Origin of the sequence: Paenibacillus sp. F4 (genome assembly GCF_002894905.1) — a bacterium.
Taxonomy (GTDB): domain Bacteria; phylum Bacillota; class Bacilli; order Paenibacillales; family Paenibacillaceae; genus Paenibacillus; species Paenibacillus polymyxa_B.
In genome coordinates this window covers 261,312-281,839 of the sequence record NZ_POVS01000004.1, presented here as the reverse complement: position 1 = coordinate 281,839, position 20,528 = coordinate 261,312, and the positions used below count along the sequence as shown (strand labels likewise).

Sequence of the window (20,528 nt, the reverse complement as noted above, 5' to 3'; positions counted from 1 at the left end):
TCAAGAGCCAAATCAAACTAAAAATGTTACAAGAAAATTGACATTTAATTGATGACCTGATGTCTTATAAAAAGTATCAGTAACAGTAACTGTTACTGATACTATAAGGAGTGATTTTGATGTTCTATCATGTAAATGGACTCGATCTTCATGTTGAAGAACAAGGACAAGGAGATACCGCGCTTGTGTTTTTGCACTTTTACGGAGGGTCAACACGAACCTGGAGTAAAATGATTGACGTTTTAAAAGAAGAACACCGTTGTATAGCTTATGACCAACGCGGATGGGGGAGCTCTGATAAGTCTGCTACATCTTATACGATTGAAGACCTGGCTGATGATGCACATGCTCTTATTCAAGAGCTTGGTTTGAAACGTTATGTGCTTGTTGGACATTCCATGGGTGGCAAAGCAGCACAGTTATTGGCCTCGCGTAATCCTTCTGGTTTAGAAGCCTTAATCTTAGTTGCACCATCTCCTCCAAGTCCTCAAAATATGCCACAAGAACTAAGGAATGCAATGGTGCATTTTTATGATAATCGTGAGGGGGCAGAGATTGCTCTTAGTAATCTTGCGTTACTGCCTTTAGAAGAACATATTCGCGAAATGGTGCTTGAAGATATGCAAAACAGTGCACCGTTAGCTCGTGCAGCATGGCCAAAAACTGCCATGCAAGAGGACATATCTGCAGAAGTGAAAAACATCAATGTACCCACACTAGTTCTAGCAGGAGAATCTGATCCCGTGGATCGATTAGAAAGTATGACAAGTGAATTATTGCCACGTATACCTCATGCAGAACTACATGTTATTTCTCAAACCGGCCATCTTTCTCCTTTGGAAGTACCTGACCGCCTCTGTGAGAAAATTTCCAGATTTCTATCCGAGTGATCCTTAAAGTGTTTTAGTCAAGACTTCTAGAGTCTTAGAATCAAGGGATATGGGCTTGGCCTACCTGATAGGAATGGAATGAATCAGCGCATTTCAGTTCACAGCAGATCGTCGATAGATACCTTCCGTTCCTTCGTGATGACTCGACACTTTTCCCCTGTTGGTGTAGGAACCTTCATTTTACACGAATCCGGCCAGGGCTCTTTTTTTCTTTCAAGCAGGTGTTACACTTCATATTACAATCCGTCATGAGAAAAAGAAAAAGGGTTAAGTGTAATCTCATTAAGCTAACGGGAAACGTTAGTTCAATGGAAACAGCGACAGTCTAGGACTTTATTTTCTCGTCCTTGGTTGTCGCTGTTTCCATTTTCTAGGCTCAGTCTAATACTTTATTTTTTGGCTGACAGCTATTCAATTAACATCAGTTCCCTTTTTGCTTCGTATAATACTCGGTGATCAGATCGAGGAACACCTTGGGAAACGCCAAGGTGGCCATATCCGCTTCGCTGATCCAGCGGTATCCCGCTGGCAGCACATTGCGCGTGTGCTCCGCCTGCTCAGCCAGCGTAATCAATGCACCCGGCTTCGCTCCGGTGCTATAGCTGGCCCGCTGCTCGGCAGCCAGCGGATGTCCTACCGCCTCCCCGGCAGGGGCGGCGACCTCTTCACACTGGAACACACGCAGGTTCCAGTGAATGTGGCTGAACGTGTGCTCCGCCTCACGTACAAACCGCACCGGGCGCGCAAGTACGCCCTCTGCCAGCAAATGAGCCGCCAGATGGTCCATGGCGGGCTCATCCGGCACCGGGCCGTTGTAGCCCTCCGGCCCGGCAAGCTCATGCGGCAGCTCCCACATGCGGGCCAACAGGCCCTTGGCTGGCCGCTGTCGTACGAGCAGGCAGCCTGCGTTCGCGCCGCTGCCCTCGATGAGGGCTACGGAACGCGGCTCCAGCCGCGGCGGCTTCGCCTTGGTCTTGACTGGCAGTGTCTCCTCGCGGCCTGCCAACCTGCCCGAGCAATGCTCCATGACCGGGCAGGTCAGACAATGAGGCGACTTCGGCGTGCAGACCAGCGCCCCCAGTTCCATCAGAGCCTGATTAAAATCAGAGGCCCTTCCTTCGGGAATCAGCTCCCGTACCAGACTTTCCATATGCGCCCGCGTGCTGCCCTTCATAATATCCTCTTCAATGAGAAAATAACGCGACAGCACACGCATCACATTCCCGTCCACAGCAGGCTCTGGTCGATTGAAGGCGATACTCATAATCGCCCCCGTCGTATACGGGCCTACTCCTTTCAGTGCAGCGACAGCTTGTGTATCATCCGGCACCTGCCCGCCGTGAAGCTCAACTACTTGTTTTGCCGCAGTTTGCAAATTCCGGGCCCGCGAATAATAACCCAGCCCTTCCCACAGCTTAAGCACATCCTCCTCGGGTGCTTCCGCCAACGCTTCAATTGTAGGAAAACGTGCAATAAAGCGATTAAAATACGGAATGACCGTATCCACACGCGTCTGCTGAAGCATAATTTCCGAGATCCAGATATAAAAAGGATTCCGATGGCGGCGCCACGGCAAATCGCGCTTGTTACGTGTATACCAATTCAACAGTTCAAAGCTGAAATAACGCTTTTGTTCCAATGTATTTGTAGTCATCACATCACATCTCCTTATATTCGACAATCACAAAAGCAGAGGCAATGTTAGGCTGATGTGTAATACTCAAGTGAATGCTGTAATTCGAGTCACCTGTAGACGGCAATCTCAGTCTATCCCATGCGGATGAAGACAAATAAACTGCTGGCTTCCCCCCAGGTTCCGGTAAAATATCCATATCGCCGAACCCGATGATTTGCCCAATTCCGCAACCGAAGGCTTTCGTTATCGCTTCCTTGGCGGCAAAGCGCCCTGCTACGAACTCCGTTAGTCTACCCTTGCGTTCCACAGCAAGCTCACGTTCTGCCGGGGTCAGCACCCGATTCAAAAACGCGTCTGCATATTTACCTGCCAAAATATGAGCCATACGGCTTATTTCCAGCACATCATGTCCAATTCCGTAGATCATTTGGGTATTCCCCGTCCTTTTTACTTTACTGGATCTATTGTAACAGTGCGTCCACACCCTGGCGAGTCACAAAGGCGTAAAAGCGGCACCAAAATATGTTAAAATAAGAAAGGCTATAGGTGAATGTTTTGAAATTCAGCTGATATGCCCATTTAAAAAAATTCCCGTAGAAAGGAAGGATAGGATGTCAGAAACCATTATTGTTGAAGCAGGTACCGAAGCAGGAACAGATGCGGTGATCCGGGCTTCCTGGTTTCCCGCTAAAAATACAGCCAAAAGCCTGCTCATTATCGCTCACGGCTACAAAGGATTTAAGGATTGGGGCATGTTCCCCTATATAGCAGAAGCATTGAGTATGGATAACCATGTTGTGACCTTCAACTTTTCACATAATGGCATAGGTGAGGATCTAGAGAATTTTACCGAACTGGAAAAGTTCGCACGCAACACCTATAGCCGCGAACAAGAGGATTTGGAACTATTGCTATCCAATCTGAGAGCACGTCATGAGTTCAGAGAATTGCCGTTGTTTCTGTTAGGACATAGCCGAGGCGCGGGAAGCTGCTTTGTATATGCTCTAGATCATCCCGGCGAGATTGCTGGCGTCATTTCATGGAATGGCGTGACAGATCTTGATTTGTTTACTTTACCGCAAAAAGAAGAAATGCGCGCCAAGGGGCGCAGCTATGTGGAGAACGCCAGAACCGGACAACAGCTTCCGCTGGATGCTGTCATTCTGGAAGACCTGGAACAAAATCGACAGCGTTTTGCCATTGTAGACAGACTTGCCAACAGCCAGCTCCCAGCTGTACTGATCCAGGGAACTGAAGATTCCAAACGTCTACGGGAAGGCTCTGCCCTGCTCACATCCGTTCGTCCCGACATCGAATGGGTACAAATTCAAGGCGGCAATCATACCTTTAATACCGTTCATCCATTCCAGGGAGGTAGCCTTCCACTGGATCAAGCGATTACCGAAACCCGCCGCTTCATTGAGTGGATCGCCAATTAAATTATTGCTCCTTCAATACAAACGGCGATCCGCCGGGCGGATCGCCGCATTTATTTACTTCAGGATTTTGCAATTCCATAATGATTAATGCTTACACCCCTGGGATGCTTGTCCGCTTATGCGCTGTACGTGTAAAGAAGCTTTCCAGCTTTTCGCGTGCCGCCGGGTCAATTTCCTTGCCTTCCAGGTAGTCGCTGTTTGCTTCGTAGGAGATCCCCAGTTCTTTTTCATCCGTCTGGCCTTCCCACAATCCTGCTGTAGGCGCTTTGTCCAAAATGGCCTGCGGAACTCCGAGATAGCTGGCCAGCAAGCGCACCTGACGTTTGTTAAGCGTACTAAGTGGCGTAATATCGACTGCACCATCGCCCCATTTGGTATAAAAGCCTGTGATGGCTTCTGAAGCGTGATCTGTGCCAACGACGAGAAGATTCAGCTCATTCGCGAGTGCGTACTGAACCACCATACGTGTTCTTGCCTTTACATTCCCTCTCACTTGCGGAGTAATGGAACGCTCCAGACCGATATCCTTTAACGTATGCTCTACTTCCACGGCAACCTTATCCACGGCTTCCTTAATGTTCGTTTCCCCAGCATATTTCAGGTCGAACGCTTTGGCTACCGCGTAGCTATGCTCGATATCTTCCTGTTGGCCGTATGGCTGGAATACACCCAGTGTTTTGTATTCGTCCCCTTGTTCCTGCGTCAATTCATCTGTAGCCCGCTTGCACAAAGCGGCTGCTACGGCACTGTCAATCCCGCCACTGATGGCGATCAACAGCCCTTTGCTTCCCGTTTTCGTTACATACGACTTGAGGAAATCCACACGCTTACGGACCTCCGCCTCTACGTTAATCGTAGGCTGTACTCCCAATTCAGCAATAATCTGTTCCTGCAAACTCATCAGATAAGCACCTCTTTTTTAGGAATTTCCTTCACAAGCCAACATGCAAAAGCCCCGGCAAGTTTCGCAGGCGAAAAATGCGGGGCATAGCTTGAGCAGTCTTACCGACAAAAACGATCAAATGCACTGGTCAAATCAGCAGCGATCTGATCTGCCGAACGATCCTCCACCTGATGACGCTCGATGAAGTGAACCAGCTCGCCGTCTTTCAACAGCGCGATAGAAGGAGATGACGGTGGGTAAGGTGCGAAAAATTCGCGAGCCTTTGCTGTTGCTTCCTTGTCCTGTCCGGCAAAAACCGAATACAGATGATCTGGCGTAATATCATGCTTCAGTGCTTCAGCCACACCCGGGCGGCATTGACCTGCGGCACAACCACATACCGAGTTCACAACAACCAGCACTGTACCTTTAGCATTAGGCAGCTTGGCCTCCACATCTTCAGAAGTACGCAGTTCCTGAATCCCAAGATTCGTCAGTTCATCGCGCATTGGCTGAACTGAATCTCTCATATATTGATCGAAAGACATAGACATATTCTTTCACTCCTTTTCCAAAAATCATGTATACTACGTTTCTAATTTCATCCTTTGCCGTAGTAAAGGCATGGACATCTAAATTTCATTATACAATCTTTTTCACGTAATTTGCAAAAATCCGGCTATATATTTGCACGATTATTTCTGTATCGAATTCATGACAGGAGGCTCAGCATGATCCCGGTAAGTCGGGACGGTTCTGCGCAATCGGACTTTAAACTGCGTGCCCATTCCCTCCACCGAATCTACGGCAATCGTACCGTGATGACGCTCCACTATACTTTGACATAAGGCCAGCCCCAGACCTGTACCTTTCGTTTTGGTGGTGTAAAAAGGTTGGAACAGCTTTTCAAGCTGTTTTTGTGGAATTCCCGGACCTGTATCCTTTACTTCCAGTTCCACGAAATCCCCTTCCTCATGAGTCGAAATGGTCAGCACCCCCTTTTCCCCCATAGCTTCCATCGCATTACGTGATAAATTAAGCAGCAACTGCTTCATTTCCTTAGGGTTCAAATGCAACATCGTCACATGTTCCTCCAGCTTTAGCTCAATCGTCTGCCCCCTCAGATTCGCATCTGCCCACAATAAAGGCGTCAGTTCGCGAATAATATCATGCAGATGACATTGCTCCTTCTCGACAATCCGATTCTGGGCCAGTGAAAGAAAATCGTTAATAATCCCGTTCGCCCGATCGAGTTCCTCCATCACAATGCGGTAGTAATGGTTGAGAGATTCTGGACTTTTCTCACGCATAAGCTGTAAAAAACCACGCACAACCGCCATCGGATTACGTATTTCATGAGTAATGCCCGCTGCCATCTGTCCGACCAGACTGAGCCTCTCGAAATTGCCTAGCTCACTGCGCAGCGTCTCTAGCTCTGTAATATCTTGCAAGGCGATAATGACGCCTGTCGTTTGGTTTACATGTTTATCACGAATAGGAAGGAAACTTGAGAAGAATACTTTGGGAGTAACATTTATAAAATCAGCACCCGCCTCTCCTTCCAACGCTTTTGCAACTCGTTCGTTAACCACAGGCAAAGCGCTAAAACCATATAACGAGGTCAATGGACGGCCTACTACCTCAGGCAGTGTAATGTAGGGATCGAAGTCCTGGTAGAGTTCCAGCATCGTTTTGTTCATATGTATAACTCGTTCTTCGCTGTCCAGAGTAACAAGAGATAACGGCATCAAATCCATAACTTGACGCAGCTTATCCACTTCAATTAAGTATTTGCTCGTAAATTCAGTCACATCACGCCGCAGCGCCAGCTTCTCAAAGGCATTATGCATCAGACTCACGACCGTAAAACTTGCCAGCACACCTGCACCAATATTCCAGAACGTTGTAAGTAAGTCAGGAATGTATACCGAAATATCCTGTTTGCCCCACAATAGCGGAAATATCGCCTTAAACAGCATATCAGCCACAACATATGCGGAGATTAGGAGTTTTTTGTCCAACAAGGTTCCTCTTTGAAAAAACTTGCCATGCAGCAGCATAAAAGGAAAAAGAATAAAACCCGTGCCCACATACATCGGGGACATTTCTGTCGACTGGGCTATAATCAGGACACCCATCAGTGCGGAAGCGGCGAGCACGAAGGCAGTGCGACGTCTACCGTACATGATGCCAACAGCAAGGGGAATAATACCGAGATTGGAAGGTAGACCATACGGAGACTGATATTGAAAGAGTGTACATAGCAATATGGCTGGCAAGCAACACAGATACAGTATTCCTTGATTGGGTCCAGGAAGCAGATTGCCGCCCCAAACCTTTTTCTTATCCCCATAATCCGTTAATATAGAGAAAAAACCCGCCGATATAACGGCAAGGAGAACTTGGAGCACACTTTCCTTCAACGCAATTAACAAGGACTTCTCCCCCTCATCATCTTTCCTTGACGCCGTTAGTTGAATTAAAGCACAGGCTACAATATATTACAATATATGTGTTAAAATCCCGGTGTAGAACGACAAAATCTGCTAAATACTAGATGTATATAACAGGAACGTTTTTACGCGTTTTAAATTCCTGCAAATTGAAATATATACGTGTTTACTGTGCTCTAAGGCTATCTGAAGCGACGGTATTACGATATGATGAAAAATCGGTTACACCATTCTGAATTTTTTGAAAATTTGTCGACGAAAAGGAAGAGGTTTATGACTTACGACGTTATTGTGATCGGAGGCGGCTCAGCCGGATTAATGGCTGCTGCCGCTGCCAGCGGTGAGGGCGCTAAGGTGCTTTTACTGGAAAAGGGAAATAAACTCGGGCGAAAGCTGGGGATCTCTGGTGGAGGCCGTTGCAATGTCACGAATGCCAAAGAGCTAGACGAACTCATTCGGCACATTCCCGGCAATGGCCGTTTTCTGCACAGTGCACTGGCGGCTTTCGGCAATCGGGATATCATTGCCTTTTTTGAACAGCTGGGTATAGCCTTAAAGGAAGAAGATAATGGGCGTATGTTTCCAGTGACGGACAAAGCCAAAACAGTTGTCGATGCTTTGATCAACAAGGTACGCTCTCAAGGAGTCGAGATTCGGACAAGCTGTCCTGTTCAAGAGGTTATTTACAATGAAGGTCATACGGCTGGGGTGCGGCTGCGTTCCGGTGAAATCCTACAAAGCCGTAATGTCATTGTAGCCGTTGGCGGCAAATCCGTCCCGCATACAGGCTCGGAAGGTGACGGCTATGCATGGGCAGAACAAGCAGGGCATACAATTACGGAACTGTATCCAACAGAGGTGCCGTTGACCTCAGGCGAGACGTTCATCCAGACGAAAGAGCTTCAGGGACTATCCTTACGCGATATCAGTCTGACCGTATGGAATGCGAAGCAAAAGAAAGTTGTCGTCCATGAAGGAGATATGATTTTTACACACTTCGGTCTATCTGGCCCAACTGCTTTGCGGTGCAGTCAGTTTGTCGTCAAGGGAATGAAAAAGGATAAGGTAAACACGGTGTTGTTGACTCTCGATTTGCAGCCTCACAAACATGCCGATGAAGTCTACCGTGAGACGCTGGAATTGGCATCGGTCGATGCTAAAAAAGCGATCAAAAATGTGCTTAAGCCTTATTTACCGGAACGCTTGATTCCATTGTTGCTCCAGCAAGCCGAACTGCGTGAGGACTTGACCTATGATCATATTCCCAAGCAGCAGTGGCAAGAACTTGCTCATCGCATTAAGGCGTTTCCAATCCGTGTGAACGGTACGCTCTCTCTGAAGGAAGCATTTGTTACCGGGGGCGGTGTGAATTTGAAGGAAATTAATCCGAAAACAATGGAGTCCAAGCTGATGCCTGGATTGTTCTTCTGCGGTGAGATTCTCGATATTCACGGTTACACAGGTGGTTATAATATTACAGCGGCGTTTACGACAGGGCATACAGCAGGAACCCAAGCGGCTGTAAGCGATTAAGACGCTGCGCGTAGGCTTTGATCTTACGATCGCTGTTGCCACAGGATTCTCTTGATTATATAAAACATTTAAGGGTAAGAATTCCGTGGCAAAGGCGAACGCTGTCGCTTCTCCAGATTCAAATCCTCCGCTGCGCTGCAACCGCCATTACATCCGCATTCTTATAGGAAAGTAGGAAGGAAATCAAAAAGACTTAAATCAGTTGTATTGCTGATTTAAGTCTTTTTTTGAGTAATCGCGTATTGAATAAGCTCTATCTTGTTTTGACATTTGCCGCTATTCTATACCTCAATAATGATAGGTAAAATCATGGGTCTTCTCTTTGTCTGACTGTAAATAAACCGGCCAACATCATCTTTTAACATCTGCTTAATCAGTCCCCACTGACTCATTTCGATCTCTGTTAACTCGTTCACTGTGGACATAATCGTGTCGTGGATCTGACTCATGAGCTCTTCGGAATCCTTAACATATACAAAGCCTCTTGAAATGACCTCTGGCGTTGCGAGCATTTGCTTCTCGTTTTTGCTCAACGTCATCACAATAATCAGCATTCCGTCTGAAGAAAGCTTTTTACGGTCTCGTAGTACAATATTACCTACGTCCCCTGTTACCAACCCGTCTACTAAGCTATTGCCGGCTGCTACTTTGGGCCCTAGGGATGCCCTTCCCTCTTCGATTTGAACAGTGTCACCGTTATGGACGATAAATACATTCTCCATCGGAATCCCCACAGACTCCGCTAGCTGACGATGCTGATACAACATCCTGAATTCACCGTGAATGGGAATCAAATACTCAGGTTTCATCAGGGTCATCATTAATTTTAATTCTTCCTGGCTGCCATGACCGGATACGTGCATCCCCGTGGAGCTGCCTGATCCATAAATAACCTGGGCACCTAGCACATACAAGTTATCAATGACCTGGGAAAGGTTTCGCTCATTCCCCGGTATGGCTCCCGCAGCAATGATGACCGTATCACCAGGCAAAATTTCGATTTTGGGATGCAGGGAATTGGCTAAACGTGACAATGCGGCCATCGGCTCTCCCTGGCTTCCGGTACATAAAACTGCTATTTCTTCTGCGGGAAACCGCTCTGTTTCCCCCGCCTCAATCAACAAGTCCTCAGGCATGTGCAAGAAGCCCAGCTCCTTGGCCACCGAAACCACATTTATCATACTGCGTCCGAGTAAAACCAGTTTGCGACCTGTTTCCACAGCCGCGTCAATGACTTGTTGGACACGGTTCACATTGGATGCAAATGTAGAAATAAATACTTGCTGTTTGGCTCTGGCGAAAGCATCCAAAATATGTCCGCCAACCAAACGTTCTGAAGGAGTAAATCCTGGCCTTTCCGCATTTGTACTTTCGGAGAGCAGCACTTTTACCCCCTTCTTTCCTATTTCAGCCATTCGATGAAGATCGGGAAAAGGTCCACTGACGGGAGACATATCGAATTTGAAATCTCCGGTATGGACCACATTTCCTTCCGGTGTCTGAAAAAAGACACCCAGGCAATCCGGGATACTGTGGACCGTGGTGAAAAAGGAGGCCTGAATCGTTCCCGCTTGAACGGTTGAATCCGCATCTATAAGATGAAGCTCAGCATCACGTAAAAGGTTGTGCTCCCTTAACTTAATCTTAATTAATTCGATGGTGAGCTTTGTCCCATAAACGGGCATATTAATCTGCTTCAGCAAATAGGGAATACCTCCGATGTGATCCTCATGCCCATGAGTCACAATGAGCGCTCTGACTTTATCCTGATTTTCCAGCAAATAGGTGACATCCGGTACAATGAGGTCAATACCAGGCAAATTTTCATCAGGAAACTTGGAGCCACAATCGATAACGACAATATCCTGATCGTATTGGATGAAATACATGTTTTTCCCGATTTCATTCACACCGCCTAGAGCAGCAATGAGTAATCTATTATCAGCATGCATCAAATTTTATTTCCTCCTTAGGAAAATGCTATCCATATTATTCATTAATCACGTAAACTTATGCACAAAAAGAAACCCTTGTCTTTAAAAGACAAGGGTTCTCACTTGATTTATTAGATACCCACCGCAGCCGAAATCGCAGCAAAAATAGCAGCAACTAACCACAGGATGGGGAATAGCTTGAAGATTACCTTCAGCCACTGTCCAAAGCTGATCCGGGCAATGGCCAATCCCGCCAGTAGCACTCCACCTGTCGGTGAAATTAAGTTGGTTAACCCGTTACCGAATTGGTACGCTGTGACTACTGCTTCACGATTGATACCTACAAGATCGCCAAGCGGTGCAAGTACAGGCATTGTTAGTGCAGCTTCCCCCGAAGAAGATGGAACCAGGAAAGTAATAATATTATGTGCAACCAACATAATGGTAGTGAACAAGTAACTTGGAAATCCTTCCAGAATGCTTGCGAGTGCATTCAATACAGTATCGATGATCATACCCTGCTCGGCGATAATTAGAATTCCGCGGGCGAGACCTATGATCACTGCAGCGTAGATGAATTCTCCACAGCCTTTTACAAAATTTTCAGCTATTTCCTTTTGGCTCATCCTGGTAACTATCCCGACAAAAAGACCGAGTGCGAAGAAAAGGGCGCCGATTTCAGTCATATACCAGCCTTTGGCCAAAATTCCCCAGACAATTGCTCCAAGCGTTACAATAAATCCACCTATAATTAATTTGTCCCGAAACGTGAAGACGACGTCCTCACCTGTATTTTCTTTTATAAAATGCTCGCGATTTATAATATCACTCTGAAAAACAATGGATTTCTCCGGATTTCTCTTAACCCGGTGCGCATACCACATCGTAAAGGCAATAGAAATCATAGTAAATACAAGCCATTCAATAAATCTCAGCCAGAGCTGAGGATTCCCCTCTACTCCTGCGATCCCCTGGGCGATCAATACTGAAAATGGATTAACAGTCGAACCAACATAGCCAATTTGCGTTCCCAGAAATAGAATGAGAATAGCAGTCATAGAATCGAAGCCTAGGGCAAACATTAATGGAATAAAAATCGCATAAAGCGGAATAATTTCTTCGCTCATTCCAAAGGTAGAGCCTCCGAGACTGAATATAACCATGGCAATTGGAATAAGCAGAATCCCCTTATTCTTCAGCCGCCTGGCAAGAGCTGTCAGGGCACGGTCAATGGCTCCCGTCTGCAGTATAATCCCGAAGGAGCCGCCCACAATAAGGACAAAAGAGACCACATCGGCGGCATTGATAATCCCCGCAATAGGAGCGCTTAGGATTTGGGGGAGTCCTTGTCTTAAATCACCGTTCTCACCAGTTTTGGGTACAGTGTGATAGGTTCCCGAAACGATCGCCGTTTTGGTCACACCGTTCACTGTCACTTCATGACGCTCAAATTGTCCGCTGGGCACAATCCATGTCAATGCGGCGACTGTAATAATAATCAAAAATATTAAAGTATAGCTATGGGGCAAGGATAATTTCCATTTCATATTCTTGATGTTCATGTTTATCCCTCATTCCAAGAATGGTTATACGTAACCTTCCCTCCCATAATGGTCAATATCACTTGGGCGTCCCTGATGTCACCAGCGGATGCGTTAAGGAGGTCGCGATCAAAAACGGCGATGTCAGCATATTTTCCAGCCTCCAGCGTACCTGTAACCTCTTCCATATAACAATGTTTGGCTCCATTAATGGTCCATGCCTTTAAAACTTCGGATGGCGGCATCCCTTGGTCAGGATACCAGCCTCCTGCAGGCGAGCCATCCGGGAATAATCGGTGAGAGGCTGCATATAGCGAATCGGGAACACTGGTGATGAATAAAGGCAGATCAGTACCTATGGTGACCGGCACGTTAGCATCCAGCATGGATTTATAATTATAAAAGCGGTTTTCATTGTCTTTTCCTACCACAGCAGACATATAAGCATCTTCGTAAGAAGGATTCAGCAGCAGTATTTGGGCATAGACTTCGGCAAAAATTTCGTTCTCTCCCATTCTTGTCAGATCATCCGGATGAGGATACTCAAGGTCACTGATCGAATGTCTGATAAGGTTATTACCTTGTTGTTCGCGGCATTTTTCAATTATGGATACCGCTTGGCGAATCGCAGCATCACCTTCTGCAGTTAGGCAGCATTTGATACCTTGGCTGTCTGCTTCCAGCACAGAGGCTTCAATCTTTTTGTAGTCAACCGTACTCAAAGTCGTTACTCCGGGCATATCTGCGTAAGGTTCCAGCATGTCCCCCGTATGATCTGCTACGACGCCGTCAAGCATCAGCTTGTATCCTTGGAAACGAATAAGGTCTCCATTATAAAGTGCTTTATACTTCATACCGGTGGCAATATCAAGCGATTCAACAACGGGTTCAAGCGAGAAATGAAATCTGAGCGGCAGTTCTCCTGTTTCTTTCAATTCTTCTAGAATCGGCAGCAGCTCGCTATGCCGATCAAAGCCAATATCTTTTATGGAAGTAACTCCTCGTGCAGCTAGTATGCGGCAAAACTCCACAAACTCTTGTTTGACAAGGCTGTGTTCCTGCATCATAGCTTGGAGCAGCAAAGCGCGTGCCTCAGCACTGCATTGATCCGGCAAAAATTGATATTTCTCCTGAGCCAGTCGGTTCATCCAGCAGTAGCTTTTATTTAGGTTAATGGCAATTACCGCCCGATCAGGGAACAGCTCGTCCAACAAGCTTTGCTCAGGCAGCTTGCCCCATCCTTCCTCGCTCCACCCGTAAGCGGTTACATCTTTCCCTGGCGGAAGATTGTTTGCCGCTTGTAGCATGGATTCCATTGCTTCTTCAATCGAGGCTGCATGAGTCAAATCCACGCCCCGATGCATCGACATATATCCGGTAAAAAATACATGGTTGTCATGAACTCCTGGCATGATAAAAGCATCACCCAAATCACAGACAACCGTTCCCGCTCCTATCCAAGCTTGTGCCTCCTCGGGACGCCCCACTGCTGCAATACATTCTCCCTGCAGTGCAATAAACCCAGGCGAGGCTTCATTTTCTAAGCCATTAAAAATAGCATTTGACAGTAAAACTTTGTCCGCTAATGTGTCATTCTTCCCTTGCACAATTTCACCCCCTCATTATTTATTCGCCCCATAACATAACGTAATATAACGTTATAATATCGCTTCTGCTTCTCTCATGGAGTGGAAGCAGAAGCTGCGCCGTACCTGAATAACAACATTACATAACAGGCATACGGATTTATATTGAGAATTGATAACGGTCTCCAATGATGTACTGTTTACCTACATGAACGGGGCTTCCATGCTGATCATAAATAATCGTATGCATGTAGAACAACGCCTGTCCGATGGTCGTCTCCAGCAGCTTTGCCTGGTATTCATCCGCCAAAGCGATTTGTAATATCGTCTCTCCCGGTTGGTTAGGATCGATGCTGTATTTATGACGCAACAGTTCGTATACAGAGCCCTCCAACTGCTCTTCCATTAGAAAAGAAAATCGGTCATAAGGATAAAAATTATTTTCCAGCATTAGCGGTCGATCACCGGCGTATCTTTTACGCTGAATATATAACACTTTTTCTCCTTGTGGCAGCTGCAACTGATGTGCAATTTCCTCATCTGCTTCTATGATTTCACGTTCTGTAACCACACTGTGTGAAGAGAGGCCGTTGGATTTGCAGGCAGCCGTAAAGCTGATGACATGTTCAATCTTCCGCCCAATTTTGGGTACATTGACAAAGGTACCTTTTCCTTGACGTTTGGTCAGATAACCTTCATGAACCAATTCGGCAATGGCTTTTCTTACGGTAATTCGACTTACATTGTAGGTCTCGCTTAGCTCAGTTTCGGTCGGTATACGACTCCCCTGCGTAAATGTTCCATTATGAATAGCGGTTTTGACTGCTTTTTGTAACTGAATATATAATGGCTCTGCTTGGTCTGAATTCAACATAATGTGCCCTCACTTGTCATATAACGTTATATTACTCCCACTTAGAGTATCAAATGTTACATATTCTTACAAGTGAAGATATTTGAACATAATTTTTTAGTAACGGACGCCGTATCCGAAAGAACCTTCTACCAGACAGCTCTGGGCGGCAACCCTCGATCCCTCTGCCATAGCGTCCTGAATGTTACCATTTTTCAAAAAGCTCAGTAAAAAGGCGGTTATATAAGAGTCTCCTGCCCCCATCGTATCCACAGCGTCAACGGAATCAGGCATTTGAAAATAAAACTTAGTACCATCATAGGCAATAGATCTATCTCCGCCGCGTGTGGCTACCAGGATTTGCCCCTCCTTTTTTCGATTGGAGCGGATATAGTTCTGTGTCTCTTCATCCGTCATATGGCTGCAAGAGAAGAAAGCGAAATCGGCATACGCAATATATTTCTCCACCTGTGCATCTACGAAATCATCCGAAAAGTCAAAAGAAAGAGGGATTCCCAGCATCTCCAATTCAGGCAGCAAGTGCCCTGTATGACTGTACAAGCCGGTGTGAATAAGGTCGAACCCGCCAACATAGGCCTTGTCATCTTCACTCAGCTCCAGCGGATGGAGACGTGTAACTCCTCCCTCATTGCTGCCCAGAAATACTCTGTCTCCGTCTTCCAGGGTTACACGTGCGCAGCCGTTCTCACCGCTGTGATATCTGCACCGTGAAATGTCGATTTCCAGCTCACGGAGAATGTGTTCTACATGCTGTGCTTCATTATCATCTCCGAATACTCCTATAAAGGCTGCATCTACTCCCGCTTTTTTGGCAAACACACTGAAATTAAGCGCATTGCCGCCAGGATACATCATGCGCAGATGAACATATTTATCTACCACATTATCACCAATGCCTAGAACTTTCATGATGGTTTTCCTCCTGTTGGTAAGTGCGCTTAGTAAGCTACTTTGCCCATATAACGACGAGTTTCCAGTGGGTGATTGCGTACATTTGCGAGTGCTTCACGATAAACACATACAATGCTGTAAAATAAAACCGGGTTAAAAAACTCGACGACCTCGTCGGCAATGGTTCCGATTCCAAGCTCCTTCGCATCGATCACTTCCACTTTCTCGGCATATTGATTCAGGAAAGTCTGTGCCCGCTCATCCAATGCCCGTGTGCGTCCTTCGTTGATCATCAGAATAAATGGAGTTTCTTTATCCGTTACTTCAAACGGTCCGTGGAAAAATTCACCGGAATGGATTGAAGCCGCATGAAGCCATTGCATTTCCATCAGAGAACAGATAGCAAATCCGTACGCATGTCCATAAGAAGCTCCGCTGGTCAGGATATAGAAGAGATCTTCATTGCGATATTTGTCAGCGAATACACTGGCACGCGGTTCAACTTGTATTTTTGCTCGGTTAATAATTCCATTGATTACTCCCAAGCCGTTCTGGAAAGCTTGATAATGCACATAACCTTCAGCGATTTGAAGCAGTTCAACAGTAAGCTCCAAAATAATAGCCATCGGGTTATTTTTGACATCGCTCTCATCTCCCCACTCGTAGAGGAATGAATAATCAGAATAATTGAGCAGTGTCGCTTCACTATTGTGGGTTAAGCCGATGGTGTAAGCGCCTTTCTCTTTGGCTGATTTAGCAGCCGCAACCGATTCCGGCGTGTTTCCTCCATGGGAACAAACGATGACTACAGCGTTTTTACCTAATCGTTTTGGCAGCGCGTGCACAAATTCATTTGCCGTATACATCCCTGCTACCAGCTTCTTTGCTTCACTATCTAGAAAATATTTTGAGGGATACATATCGACTAATGAGCCCCCGCAGGCTACTAAATACACCTCGGAAATCTTCCCACTCGCTTGTTCATAAATCGTTTGAACCGTCTGTTGTACATTCATTTTTACCTCTCCTTTTTATATAACGTTATATAACGTATTGTTTACGAGATAAATATAAGCGCTTTCAATAAAAGTGTCAACCCCAATTATTCGATCAAATAAACTTTTTTTATAACCTGTATTAAAAAAGCTCTAATCCTTGTGTGAACGGAATTAGAGCTCCTTTTTTAGATTTAATTCATCGATAGGTGGTTGGCAATAACGAAGCTACTCCTACAATATACGCACAAAAAATATGGTCTTACAAATGGGTTTGTCCGAATAAACTAAAGTAGACAAAATACATAACATCCAATAAAAAATCAAGGAGGGAGTCACCATTAATACATTTATCAGTTATATTTTTCTTGGTCTGTCACTTTCGGCCCCCATTGGACCGATTAATGCCGCACAGTTGGATCGGGGTATCAAGAATGGTTTTTGGCACGCCTGGTTTATTGGGCTTGGTGCAATAACCGCAGACATTATCTATATGCTGCTTGTTTATTTGGGAATGATTCACCTTCTTAATGCTCCGTTTGTCAAAGCTTTTTTATGGCTGTTTGGTTTTTTCGTACTTGTGTATACAGGTATTGAAAGCATCAAAAATGCAGGTGTGATTTCAGAGTCTGAATTAAGGGGAAATGGTAATACATTAAGTAACTCTTTTATGTCCGGTTTTCTAATGTCATTATTTAATCCCCTCTCCATCCTTTTTTGGCTTGGGATTTACGGATCCATACTCGCAAACGTCGCTAATACATATCCAGTACAACAACTAATGATCTATAGCGGAGCGATTGTATTAGGCGTGTTACTCTGGGATGTGACCATGGCAGCCGCTTCAAGTATTTTCCGGAGGTTCCTAAAAACCGGCTTGCTTAAAACCATCTCTTGGATGTCCGGATTATCTCTTATCGGTTTTGGCTTTTATTTTGGCGTACAAGCATTTCAATTACTTTTTTTACGCTAACGCTTAACTCACTGACAACGTTAATGAGATTCCTTGGCGTGCTTTCGGCGAACCCATTGTACAATGAGGTCACATATTGCAATTAACAAAACAAGCAGTAAGCTGATATACACTCCCGGGCGGCTAAGTTTATGAAAAAATGATCCGACCACGGCCATAGCTATCAACAATAATCCAATCCAACGTTTAATATTGTTTGATTTGCTCGATTCCAGTAGCTTACCTGAAGACAGCAAAATAAAGCACCAATTATACAACAGCATTAAACCCGCTGCAGTAGTGATATATTCATATACTTTTCCCGGTAGCAGCAACGACATTACGATGGCTGAGATTAATCCAACGGAGATCAAACTAAGTGCATAAAGAGGATATTTGCCCTTCCACTTCCGTGAAAACAATGTGGGCGCATCTCCTTCCTGTGCAAGCGTAAGCATCATAGATGTCTCTGCATATAGAGAGGCTGTCATCGTTGAGAACCCTGCAATAATAAGCACTCCATTAAATAAATGAGGTACAAAAACCAGATGATCGCTGCTAAGCGCAAGCACAAAAGGACTTTCTTTCGGGTTAAAGGCACTTAATGGCACCATAGACACAGCCAGACCAATCGAAAGAACATACACTGTAACCAGTGTAATCAGCATTACCTTGCCTGCTTTAGGTGCATCCTCCGGTTTTTGAAGCCGATTAGACATAATTCCGAGCACTTCAATACCTCCGTATGCATAAAAGGCAAAAATAAAAGATGACCACAATCCTATGCCCCCAGTCGGAAAAAATTCTTTGTAACTGATGGGGAACTTCGGATTATATTTTCCTCCTCCAATCCAGCCTGCCAAAAGAGCAACGGCCAAGACCAGAAACATAACAATAGCTGCCATCTTAATGATGGCCAGTACATTTTCAACTCGATCAAAACCCTTATTGCCAAAAAAAACAATCACAAGCCCTAAAATCCCGAAGCCTGCCGCAAAGATCCACATCGGTACCTGAGGAAACCAAAAGCGTGAGAATATAGATAGCGCGGTTAGTTGGCTCCCATTGATAAGCAATTCTGAGAACCAATACACCCATCCACTGCCGAATCCTGCCCAACTTCCAAATGCTTTTTGGGCATAGGAACGGAAAGAACCCTGTTCAGGATGATCTGCCGTCATGCGCGAAAGGGCATCAAACACCACATATGTTCCCACTGCTGCAAAAAAGTATGCAATCAGCACGGCTGGACCACCTATGGAGATCGCTAAGCCAGACCCGAGGAAATATCCTGTACCAATGGTACCTGCAACGCCTAATAAGCTAAGTTGCCACCATTTTAGTTTTTGATCTTTTTGCTTAACAGCTGAAGACTTGCCCATAATGAAAATCACCCTATTCCTGATATTGAGACCTAGTTCTCCGATATTATGTTTGCCTTCTTCACCATATTTCATGTGGACAGCAATTCATTTCGTTATTTGTGATTTCTGGATTAGAAGTGTGACTATTTATATAATAAAAAAGCACCAGCAAACTCGTTTAAGGTTTGCTGATACTTTTTCTACATAAAACCAGAGACTTCATTTGGGACTAAATAAATAATTCTTTTATTGCGTTAATTAATTATCAAAATTTAGACAAAGAAAGTGCTTTGTCTGCATTTTGAATATCCATTTGTATTTGCTGCTCTGGATCATAAGCATTATAGTAGCCATTGTTCTTCATATAATTAAAAATTTGTTCATGAAGATTAACAGCTTTGCTCAATTGGTCACAAAGAACATTGCGAACTTCCGAACTGGTTGACTCTGTCAGGGCAATTGCATAGCTTTTAATTCCACTTTTAGCCGAAATCAACAGGTCTGAAGCGATCACCTGATCCGTCATTCCGCCCATTCCAGTCATGTTCTGAACAATAGAATTCACGTTAATCCTCCTTTAAATTACACGAGCAGATTTCTAAGCTGTTGAATATCTTGTGTGCCACCGTTAACATCCTGCTGCAAAATGTTTTTTAAATTTGTGTCTGATACTAAAGGAATCATGGTTTGGGCTTTTGTCAGGCAAGTTGTTTTAAACGTAAGTAGCTCATGTAATTCCAATTTTTCGTGAACTCCTAATTTTTGCAAGGTTAAGACCTTCTTTCTGAAATTGTTATTCCCTGCTGTAGTGCTATTTATGCATATCCTACAGAATTTCAATTCTGGTGAAAGCTCTAACTGAGTTTTTCTCACACAAAAAAGCTCCTTCAAAGCCACAATAATTAATGGTCTTATAGGAGCTTTATCCTAATATGAGCTGAATAGTGAAGACTCAAATTCTAATCATGACTTTTAGGACAAAATCAGATATGGATGCTTCCAGAAAATCCATCCACCTCGTCTTCAGGTTGTTGATCAGAGCTGACGTTGTGCTCCTCCATCGTATTAGTGTACGTTTGAGAGGAGCCATTTTTATAAGCTTCGCTCCAGTCTTCGTTGATTGTGTGTGCCGGGATAATCCAATCTTCCGGGCTATAACCTGGATGTTGTACACCTATATTTCCTTGCAAACCGGGATATTCATCCGGTTTAGAGAAAAGAGTCCCTACCTCAATCATGCTTCCTTCATAGGCTTGGCAAATTTCCAATGCAGACAGCACATCCTGGTTCTCAATATGAACACTGAGACCTGTGTCACCATTTGTGCTGGCGGAGTATCCAATTTCCTTTAATGTTTCACAGGCTTGGGCGGCTTGCTGCGGATCACGAAATTGAAAACGGAAAGAACCTGTATCCATGTGTTTCATCTCCTCTGAAGTAGCTTATTTGCTTAATTGGGGTTCATCAAGCTAGGTATGTTATTTTTAATATAACCAACCGGAACAGTATTTTTACATTCAAAACCTTTATTTTTCAAAAATTTACTTTAAAGCTTTG

Annotated in this window: 19 protein-coding genes; 4 read left to right on the top strand and 15 right to left on the bottom strand. The window is 45.0% G+C overall.

Going from position 1 to position 20,528, the window contains the following annotated elements:
• Positions 1-119 precede the first annotated feature (119 nt).
• Complete coding sequence (locus C1T21_RS01965) at positions 120-890, top strand: alpha/beta fold hydrolase (protein WP_103046990.1); 771 nt, start codon at positions 120-122, stop codon at positions 888-890.
• Positions 891-1,311: 421 nt separating this feature from the next.
• Here the strand turns inward: C1T21_RS01965 and mutY are convergent, their stop codons facing one another.
• On the bottom strand, positions 1,312-2,544 hold the full coding sequence (mutY, locus tag C1T21_RS01960; protein ID WP_103046989.1) for an A/G-specific adenine glycosylase: 1,233 nt from the start codon (positions 2,542-2,544) through the stop codon (positions 1,312-1,314).
• Between the two features lie 4 nt (positions 2,545-2,548).
• Entirely contained in the window at positions 2,549-2,953 is a 405-nt protein-coding gene (gene acpS, locus C1T21_RS01955; RefSeq protein ID WP_069291092.1) for a holo-ACP synthase, read from the bottom strand.
• A gap of 184 nt (positions 2,954-3,137) precedes the next feature.
• Here acpS and C1T21_RS01950 point away from each other — a divergent pair, with 184 nt between their 5' ends.
• The gene (locus C1T21_RS01950) at positions 3,138-3,965 is read left to right on the top strand and encodes an alpha/beta hydrolase family protein (RefSeq protein ID WP_025722645.1); all 828 of its coding nucleotides are present in this window, start codon (positions 3,138-3,140) and stop codon (positions 3,963-3,965) included.
• Between the two features lie 91 nt (positions 3,966-4,056).
• Here the strand turns inward: C1T21_RS01950 and nadE are convergent, their stop codons facing one another.
• The 3 genes from nadE to C1T21_RS01935 form a co-directional block, all read right to left on the bottom strand.
• Positions 4,057-4,866 carry an ammonia-dependent NAD(+) synthetase gene (nadE, locus tag C1T21_RS01945; RefSeq protein WP_025722646.1) on the bottom strand — a complete coding sequence of 270 codons (810 nt, stop codon included), beginning with the start codon at positions 4,864-4,866 and terminating at the stop codon, positions 4,057-4,059.
• Positions 4,867-4,967: 101 nt separating this feature from the next.
• Complete coding sequence (locus C1T21_RS01940) at positions 4,968-5,402, bottom strand: BrxA/BrxB family bacilliredoxin (protein ID WP_013308727.1); 435 nt, start codon at positions 5,400-5,402, stop codon at positions 4,968-4,970.
• 141 nt (positions 5,403-5,543) lie between these two features.
• Positions 5,544-7,283, bottom strand: a complete 1,740-nt coding sequence (locus C1T21_RS01935; RefSeq protein WP_103046988.1) for a two-component system sensor histidine kinase NtrB — start codon at positions 7,281-7,283, stop codon at positions 5,544-5,546.
• A 291-nt stretch (positions 7,284-7,574) separates the two neighbouring features.
• Here C1T21_RS01935 and C1T21_RS01930 point away from each other — a divergent pair, with 291 nt between their 5' ends.
• Complete coding sequence (locus C1T21_RS01930; protein ID WP_180984534.1) at positions 7,575-8,834, top strand: BaiN/RdsA family NAD(P)/FAD-dependent oxidoreductase; 1,260 nt, start codon at positions 7,575-7,577, stop codon at positions 8,832-8,834.
• 281 nt (positions 8,835-9,115) lie between these two features.
• On the opposite strand, the gene C1T21_RS01925 is transcribed toward C1T21_RS01930, so the two are convergent.
• The 6 genes from C1T21_RS01925 to C1T21_RS01900 all read right to left on the bottom strand — a co-directional run bounded on the left by C1T21_RS01925 (position 9,116) and on the right by C1T21_RS01900 (position 16,676).
• Positions 9,116-10,786, bottom strand: a complete 1,671-nt coding sequence (locus C1T21_RS01925; protein ID WP_103046986.1) for a ribonuclease J — start codon at positions 10,784-10,786, stop codon at positions 9,116-9,118.
• 113 nt (positions 10,787-10,899) lie between these two features.
• Positions 10,900-12,330, bottom strand: a complete 1,431-nt coding sequence (locus tag C1T21_RS01920) for a YfcC family protein (RefSeq protein WP_103046985.1) — start codon at positions 12,328-12,330, stop codon at positions 10,900-10,902.
• Between the two features lie 2 nt (positions 12,331-12,332).
• Positions 12,333-13,916, bottom strand: coding sequence for an amidohydrolase (locus C1T21_RS01915; protein WP_103046984.1), 1,584 nt, complete (start codon positions 13,914-13,916; stop codon positions 12,333-12,335).
• 139 nt (positions 13,917-14,055) lie between these two features.
• Positions 14,056-14,769, bottom strand: coding sequence for a GntR family transcriptional regulator (locus C1T21_RS01910; RefSeq protein ID WP_103046983.1), 714 nt, complete (start codon positions 14,767-14,769; stop codon positions 14,056-14,058).
• A 96-nt stretch (positions 14,770-14,865) separates the two neighbouring features.
• Positions 14,866-15,678: a PfkB family carbohydrate kinase gene (locus tag C1T21_RS01905; protein ID WP_103046982.1), complete on the bottom strand. Its 813-nt coding sequence runs from the start codon at positions 15,676-15,678 to the stop codon at positions 14,866-14,868.
• A gap of 29 nt (positions 15,679-15,707) precedes the next feature.
• Positions 15,708-16,676: an SIS domain-containing protein gene (locus C1T21_RS01900; protein ID WP_103046981.1), complete on the bottom strand. Its 969-nt coding sequence runs from the start codon at positions 16,674-16,676 to the stop codon at positions 15,708-15,710.
• A gap of 319 nt (positions 16,677-16,995) precedes the next feature.
• On the opposite strand from C1T21_RS01900, the gene C1T21_RS01895 reads away from it, so the two are divergent.
• Positions 16,996-17,628, top strand: a complete 633-nt coding sequence (locus C1T21_RS01895) for a LysE family transporter (protein WP_081112522.1) — start codon at positions 16,996-16,998, stop codon at positions 17,626-17,628.
• A gap of 20 nt (positions 17,629-17,648) precedes the next feature.
• Here the strand turns inward: C1T21_RS01895 and C1T21_RS01890 are convergent, their stop codons facing one another.
• From C1T21_RS01890 to C1T21_RS01875, 4 genes are all read right to left on the bottom strand, one after another.
• Positions 17,649-18,989, bottom strand: coding sequence for an amino acid permease (locus C1T21_RS01890; RefSeq protein ID WP_103046979.1), 1,341 nt, complete (start codon positions 18,987-18,989; stop codon positions 17,649-17,651).
• Positions 18,990-19,236: 247 nt separating this feature from the next.
• Complete coding sequence (locus C1T21_RS01885) at positions 19,237-19,536, bottom strand: spore coat protein (RefSeq protein ID WP_258012329.1); 300 nt, start codon at positions 19,534-19,536, stop codon at positions 19,237-19,239.
• Positions 19,537-19,553: 17 nt separating this feature from the next.
• Entirely contained in the window at positions 19,554-19,844 is a 291-nt protein-coding gene (locus C1T21_RS28375; RefSeq protein ID WP_374703712.1) for a hypothetical protein, read from the bottom strand.
• Between the two features lie 110 nt (positions 19,845-19,954).
• The gene (locus C1T21_RS01875; protein WP_103046978.1) at positions 19,955-20,389 is read right to left on the bottom strand and encodes a hypothetical protein; all 435 of its coding nucleotides are present in this window, start codon (positions 20,387-20,389) and stop codon (positions 19,955-19,957) included.
• Positions 20,390-20,528: the final 139 nt, after the last annotated feature.